Source organism: uncultured Nevskia sp. (assembly GCF_903885465.1).
Taxonomy (GTDB): Bacteria; Pseudomonadota; Gammaproteobacteria; order Nevskiales; family Nevskiaceae; genus Nevskia.
Genome location: NZ_CAISIQ010000524.1, coordinates 1 through 6444 on the forward strand (window position 1 = coordinate 1; position 6444 = coordinate 6444).

5 protein-coding genes and 1 tRNA gene are annotated in these 6444 nt (G+C 65.6%); 3 read left to right on the plus strand and 3 right to left on the minus strand.

The features are described from left to right. The 3 genes from QZY06_RS20180 to QZY06_RS20190 form a co-directional block, all read left to right on the plus strand. The coding region (locus QZY06_RS20180) for an efflux RND transporter permease subunit (RefSeq protein ID WP_295687587.1) at positions 1-445 on the plus strand (445 nt) is incomplete at its 5' end. Further along, entirely contained in the window at positions 442-3549 is a 3108-nt protein-coding gene (locus QZY06_RS20185; protein WP_295687588.1) for an efflux RND transporter permease subunit, read from the plus strand. The genes QZY06_RS20180 and QZY06_RS20185, both read left to right, overlap by 4 nt. 60 nt (positions 3550-3609) lie before the next feature. Further along, positions 3610-3686, plus strand: a tRNA-Pro gene (locus QZY06_RS20190). A 68-nt stretch (positions 3687-3754) separates the two neighbouring features. Here the strand turns inward: QZY06_RS20190 and QZY06_RS20195 are convergent. The 3 genes from QZY06_RS20195 to QZY06_RS20205 all read right to left on the minus strand — a co-directional run bounded on the left by QZY06_RS20195 (position 3755) and on the right by QZY06_RS20205 (position 6280). Further along, positions 3755-4168, minus strand: a complete 414-nt coding sequence (locus QZY06_RS20195; protein WP_295687590.1) for a hypothetical protein — start codon at positions 4166-4168, stop codon at positions 3755-3757. 203 nt (positions 4169-4371) lie between these two features. Further along, positions 4372-4953: an Rrf2 family transcriptional regulator gene (locus QZY06_RS20200; protein ID WP_295687594.1), complete on the minus strand. Its 582-nt coding sequence runs from the start codon at positions 4951-4953 to the stop codon at positions 4372-4374. A 43-nt stretch (positions 4954-4996) separates the two neighbouring features. Continuing rightward, positions 4997-6280, minus strand: coding sequence for a DUF3422 family protein (locus tag QZY06_RS20205; protein WP_295687596.1), 1284 nt, complete (start codon positions 6278-6280; stop codon positions 4997-4999). Positions 6281-6444 lie beyond the last annotated feature (164 nt).

The following is a 6444-nucleotide window of genomic DNA, read 5'->3' on the forward strand; positions in this document are numbered from 1 at the left end:
GCCGTCCGCCGGCGTCGGTGCGCTGCTGGCGTTGCTGCTGACCGGTCAGGATTTCTCGGTGGTGGCGCTGATCGGCGTGGTGCTGTTGATCGGCATCGTCAAGAAGAACGCGATCATGATGATCGACTTCGCTCTGGAGGCCGAGCGCGATCACGGCAAGCCGCCACATGAGGCGATCTTCGAAGCCGCCTGCCTGCGCTTCCGGCCGATCATGATGACGACCATGGCCGCACTGCTCGGCGCGCTGCCGCTGGCGCTGGAATCGGGCACCGGTTCGGAGCTGCGCAATCCGCTCGGCATCGCCATCGTCGGCGGCCTGATCCTCAGCCAGATGCTGACCTTGTACACGACGCCGGTGATCTATCTGGCGATGGACAAGCTGGCCAAGCGCTTCAGCCGCAAGGATGGCGAGGCTGAACCGAACGCGGCGGTGCAGCTTAAGTGAACCTCAGCGCGCCTTTCATCGCGCGGCCGATCGGCACCACCTTGCTGGCGGTGGGCATCTTCTTGCTCGGCGCGCTGGCCTATTCGCGGCTGCCGGTGGCACCGCTGCCGCAGGTCGAATTCCCGATCATTTTTGTCTCGACCCAGCAGCCGGGTGCTAGCCCGGAAACCATGGCGCAGACTGTGGCCGCGCCGCTGGAACGGCGCTTCGGCCAGATTCCCGGCGTCAACGAAATCACCTCGTCGAGCGCGCTCGGCAGCGCCACCGTGGTGCTGCAGTTCGATCTCGATCGCGACATCGACGGCGCCGCGCGTGACGTGCAGGCCGCGATCAATGCATCGCTCGCCGATCTGCCTGCGGGCCTGCCGGCGCCGCCGACCTGGCGCAAGGCCAATCCCAATGATTCGCCAATCCTGATCCTGGCGCTGACCTCCGATACCGTCGGCCTCGACAAGGTCTACGAGTTCGCCGACAACCAGTTGAACCCGAGCCTGTCGCAGGTCGAAGGCGTGGCCGAAGTGCAGATCTCCGGCGCCGCGAAGCCGGCGATCCGCATCCAGGCAAACCCGGCGCAGCTGGCGCAGATGGGCCTGTCGATGGCGACGGTGCGTACCGCGATCAACGCGCTGACCGTCAATCGCGCCAAGGGCTCCTTGAGCGACGAGGCGCAGACCTGGGTCATCGATGCCGATGACCAGCTGGCCACCGTCGAGGATTTCCGCAACGCCATCATCGCCACGCGCGACGGCGTGCCGATCCCGCTGTCCTCGGTCGCCACGGTGATCAACGGCCAGGAGAACGCTCGTCTGGCCGGCTGGTACAACGGCAAGCGCGCGGTGCTGGTGTTCATCCGCAAGCAGGCCGATGCCAACGTCATCGAAACCGTCGACCAGATCCTCGAGCAGCTGCCGGCCTTGCGCGCCAGCTTGCCGCCAGGGGTCGAGCTGTCGATCCAGGCCGATCGCACGCAGACCATTCGTGCCTCGGTCGACGAGGTGCAGATTGCGCTGGTGCTGTCGACCGCGCTGGTGATCCTGGTGATGTTCCTGTTCCTGCGCCGCGGCGTGCCGACAGCGATTGCCGGCGTCACCGTACCGCTGGCGCTGGCCGCGACGTTCGCGGCGATGTGGCTGCTCGACTACAGCCTCGACAATCTGTCGCTGCTGGCGTTGACGGTGTCGGTGGGCTTCGTCGTCGACGATGCGATCGTGGTCATCGAGAACATCGTTCGGCATATCGAAAACGGCGAGAAGCCGCGCGACGCCGCGCTGCGCGGCGCCAAGGAAATCGGCTTCACGGTGCTGTCGATCACCGTGTCGCTGATCGCGGTGTTCATCCCGATCCTGTTCCTGGCCGGCATTCCCGGCCGGCTGTTTCGCGAGTTCTCGGTGACTCTGGCCGTCGCCGTCGCGGTATCGGCGCTGATCTCGCTGACCCTGACGCCCACCCTGTGCGCGAAGTTTCTGCGCCCGGAAAACCACGAGCGCGTACCGGGCCGGCTCGAACGCGGCCTGGAAGCCAGTCTCGCCTGGCTGCTCTCCGGCTATCGGGTGGCGCTGCTGTGGGCGCTGCGCCATACGCGGATCATGGCGGTGTTCACGCTCGGCACCGTGTTCCTCACCGGTTACCTGTACACGATCGTGCCGAAGGGTTTCTTTCCGCAGCAGGACACCGGTTTCATCTCCGGCAACCTCGTTGCCGCGCAGGACACCTCGTTCGAGGCGATCGCCGAGAAAACCCTGAAGGTGGCCGATGTCGTGCTCGCCGATCCGGCCGTGCAGTCGGCGGTCTACTTCGTCGGCGGCAGCCGCGGTGCCTCGAATTCCGGGCGCATGTTCATCAACCTGAAGACGCCGGAACAGGGCCGCAAGATCAGCGCCGACAAGGTCATCGATCGGCTGCGGCCGAAGACCGCGAAAGTCGAAGGCATCGAGATGTATCTGCAGGCGGTGCAGGATCTGCGCGCCGGTGGCCGCTCCGGCCGTTCGCAATACCTGTACGCGCTGAGCGCGCCGGAAGCGAAAGACCTCTACGATTGGACGCCGAAGCTGGTCGAACGCCTGAAGAAGATGCCGCAGCTGCTCGATGTGTCTTCCGATCTGGAAACCGGCGCGCTGCAGTTGAACGTCATCGTCAATCGCGATGCTGCTTCACGCCTTGGCCTGCGTCCGGCCACCGTTGACCAGGCGCTGTACGACGCCTTCGGCCAGCGCCAGATCGCGCTGATCTACGATCGCACCAACACCCATCGGGTGATCCTCGAAGCGACGCCCGAGGAGCAGCAGGATCCTTCCGAACTGGCCCGCATCCAGGTGAGCACGCCGTCCGGCGTTGCCGTGCCGTTGTCGGCGATCGCCCGTTTCGAGTTCGGCACCGCGCCGCTGTCGATCAATCACGAAGGCCAGTTCACTGTCGTCAACCTGACTTTCAATCTGGCACCCGGCGCCAGCCTGCCCCAGGTTGAAGCGCAGATCGGTCAGGCGATGGCGGAACTGCAGATGCCGGGCGATATACACGGCGGCTTCGGCGGCAGTGCCGCGCTGTTCGCCAGCGGCCTGAGCGCGTTTCCGATCCTGTTGCTGACCGCGCTGCTCACGGTCTACATCGTGCTCGGCATGCTCTACGAAAGCTGGGTGCACCCGCTGACCATCCTGTCGACGATTCCTTCGGCCGGCATCGGCGCGCTGCTGGCGCTGCTGGCGTTCAACATGGAACTGTCGCTGGTCGCGATCATCGGCATCATCCTGCTGATCGGCATCGTCAAGAAGAACGCCATCCTGATGATCGACTTCGCGCTGGAAGCCCAGCGCCACCGCGGCATGAGCCCGCGCGACGCGATCTTCGAAGCCTGCATGACCCGCTTCCGGCCGATCACCATGACGACGATGGCCGCCGTATTCGGCGCCGTGCCGCTGGCGATTGGCCTGGGCACGGGCTCCGAACTGCGACAACCACTCGGCATCGCGATCATCGGCGGCCTGCTGCTGAGCCAGCTGCTGACCCTGCTGACCACCCCGATCGTCTACCTCGGTTTCGAGAAACTCACCGGCTGGCGCCGGCGTCGCCGCGAGCGCCGAACGAACCTGAGCGCGGCCCCAGTCTGAAAAAATCTCCGGACAGAGCGCCAAACCCGATCACCAAAACGGTTAGACTGCGCGCCCAGTCGGAGAGTAGCTCAGCTTGGTAGAGCACCTGCTTTGGGAGCAGGGGGTCGCAGGTTCGATTCCTGTCTCTCCGACCATCACGTGGCAAAGCCGCGCAGCAACGTGAAAAGAACCCCCTTCGATGGGGGATTTTTTTGCCCGACGCTCAGTTGAACCAGCGCCGCAACGCGATCACACCAAGCAGCGTGCCGATCAGTTCGCTGCCAGCGACGAATCCAGCCGAGACGATGAAGGTCATCCGGTGATCACCCGGCGGCACGCAGGTGACGTTGTCCGGCGAAATCAGGATGTAGTGATTGACGATGCCGAACACCAGCGCCGCCGCCATCGATCCGGTGTAGAGCACCACGCCGACTTTCTTCAGCTTGGTCCACAGCAGCGCTGCGGCCAGCAGCGGCAGGATGACGACCACCAGGCCGACGAAGGCCATCTTCGGCGGGTCCAGTTCCACCGGCACCGACAGGTGGGCGCCGCCATGCCAGAGCGCGATCGCGCAGTGAATGACGGCGAAGATGCTGAGCACCGCTGCTGCCTGACGGGTGTTTCTGGTCTCGATCATTGTTGTTCTCCCCTTGGTTTTATCGTTTGAGTTTTTGCCCGGTCCACCGAACCGGTGAGTTCACCCCCTGAAGGGCGTGCGAATTGGGATGCGATGCAAGGAAGAAAGCACAGCAATAGTTGTTCTATTGCGAGCATTTCTGACGCCGCAGCGCGCCCAAGGCGTGCGTCCAGCAGGGGGTGGAATCTCATGGGTTCGGTGGATTAATGTTCCGGCCGCCGGCGCAACTTCGATGCAGCGGCTTGTTTCGCTTGCGCCGTTCGGCCTTCCGCTTGCGCTTCGGATCGCGCCGCCAGCCGCCCGGTCAGCCAGACCTTGATTTCGGAGGGCATGCCGGCCGGTGCCTTGCGGGCCACCGTCGTCACCAGATCGGCCAGGGTGGCGCGGCCGAGTTCGGCGCGCATGCTTTGCTCGGCACGCAGCATCACCGCGTGGATCGAGCAGACGCCCTGGGTCGACCAGGCCGGCGCCTTGCCCTTGAAGATCGCGCAGCGGCCGCGGATTTCCTGGCAATCGAACAAGGGCTTGTGGCCTTCGATGGCGTCGACCACGTCAAGCACGGTGATCTTCGCCGCCGGTCTCGCCAGCCGATAACCGCCATGGATGCCGGCGCTGGCGCTGACGATGCCGGCCTTCTCGAGCTTGGGAAAGATTTTGGCGACGAACGAGGGCGACACGCCCTGCAGCTCGGCCAGATCGCGGCTGCTGGCCGGCGCAGCATCGGGCGCCGCCAGCCAGAGCAGGCAGTGCAGCCCGTATTCGACACTGCTTCCCAGATGCGCCATAACGCGGACTGTAATTGTCCGCGTTTTTCTGTGCAAGCCGGGTTCAGTGATCCGCCGCGTGCAGCTTCCGGTGCATGCGCCGCAGGCCCATCCAGACGCTGATGAACAGCACCGGCAGCGCCAGGCCGACGACCAGATCCGGGTCGACCGGCAGATGTGCCGCCTTGCCGGCCTTGGCCAGATAACCGACCAGGCCGGACGCGTAATAGACGATCGCCGCCACGGACAGGCCTTCCACCGTCTGCTGCAGGCGCAGCTGCAACCCGGTGCGGCGTTCCATCGACGCCAGCAGTGCCTGGTTCTGGCGCTCGCGGGTGATGTCGACGCGGGTCGACAGCAGGCCGCTGACCTTGGCGACGCGATCGGACAGCTCGTGCAGACGCTTCAGCGTGTGCCGGCAGGTCGACACCGCCGGGCCCAGGCGGCGGGTCATGAACTCGCCGATCGGCTGCACGGCCGGTAGCCGGCGTTCGCGCAGTTCCTCGATGCGGGTACTGACCAGCGCGTGATAGGCGATACAGGCGTTGAAGCGGAACTCGGTGGTCGCCAGGCTGCTTTCGACGGCGGCGGCCAGCTGGGTCAACTCGTGCAGCAGTGCTTCATCGGCCACCGCGCCGTCCTCGGCGGCGATCTGCGCGGTCAGTGCCCCCAGTGATTGCTCAATGGCCCGCGTCCGCGGCGCCTGGGCGCGCGCCACCGGCAAGGCCAGCAGCGCCAGCACCCGATAGACCTCGATCTCGAACAGGCGCTGCAGCATCCGGCCGGCCTGCCGCGGCGTGAAGCTGCGATCGAGGATCAGGAAGCGCGAGAAGCCGTCCTCGTGAATACGGAAATCGGTATAGGCCTGGCCGGCGCCATCGCCGATCTCGCCACCGACGGCGATGTTGTTCTCGAAGTGCTCATCGAGCAGCGCGCTCGGCAACAGCCCGTCATCGGCTTCGATCAGCAGCGCATTGGCGGCGACCAGCGTCTGGCCCGGCAGGCCCGCCAGCCAACCGCTTGGCAGCAGGCTGACCGCCGAATCCGCAAACGGCGCCGCGCCAGGGCCGGGCACGAACAGCGTGATGCCGGAGAACTCGCCGTGCCGTTCCCACTTCAGCGTGATCTCGCCCAGCTGCACGCTGAACTGCAGGGTGCCGGCCATCGGCGAGGCCACGCCGTATTCGGCGCACAAGCGCTGCAGGTGCGCGAACTCCTGCTCGCGATCCTCGGCCGAGACCAGCAGCGCGATGTGGGTTGCGCGGCTGGGCGTGAACGCGGAGGTTGACGGCCGGGCATGAACTTCGTCGGCGACGATCAGGCGTTGCGGGTGGTTGGCAGGCAGCATCGTGTGGGTTCCGGAAGGGGTCGAAAGCTGCTGGTGGCCGCGCACTCTAGCAAGCGAGCAATTGCGCTACGGTTGGTAGCCCCGCCGCCACCCTGTCGCACCATGTCGATCGTCCTGACGCCGTTCGCCCGTCCCCGCCTGTTCCCGAAGAAGCTGCGCCCGAA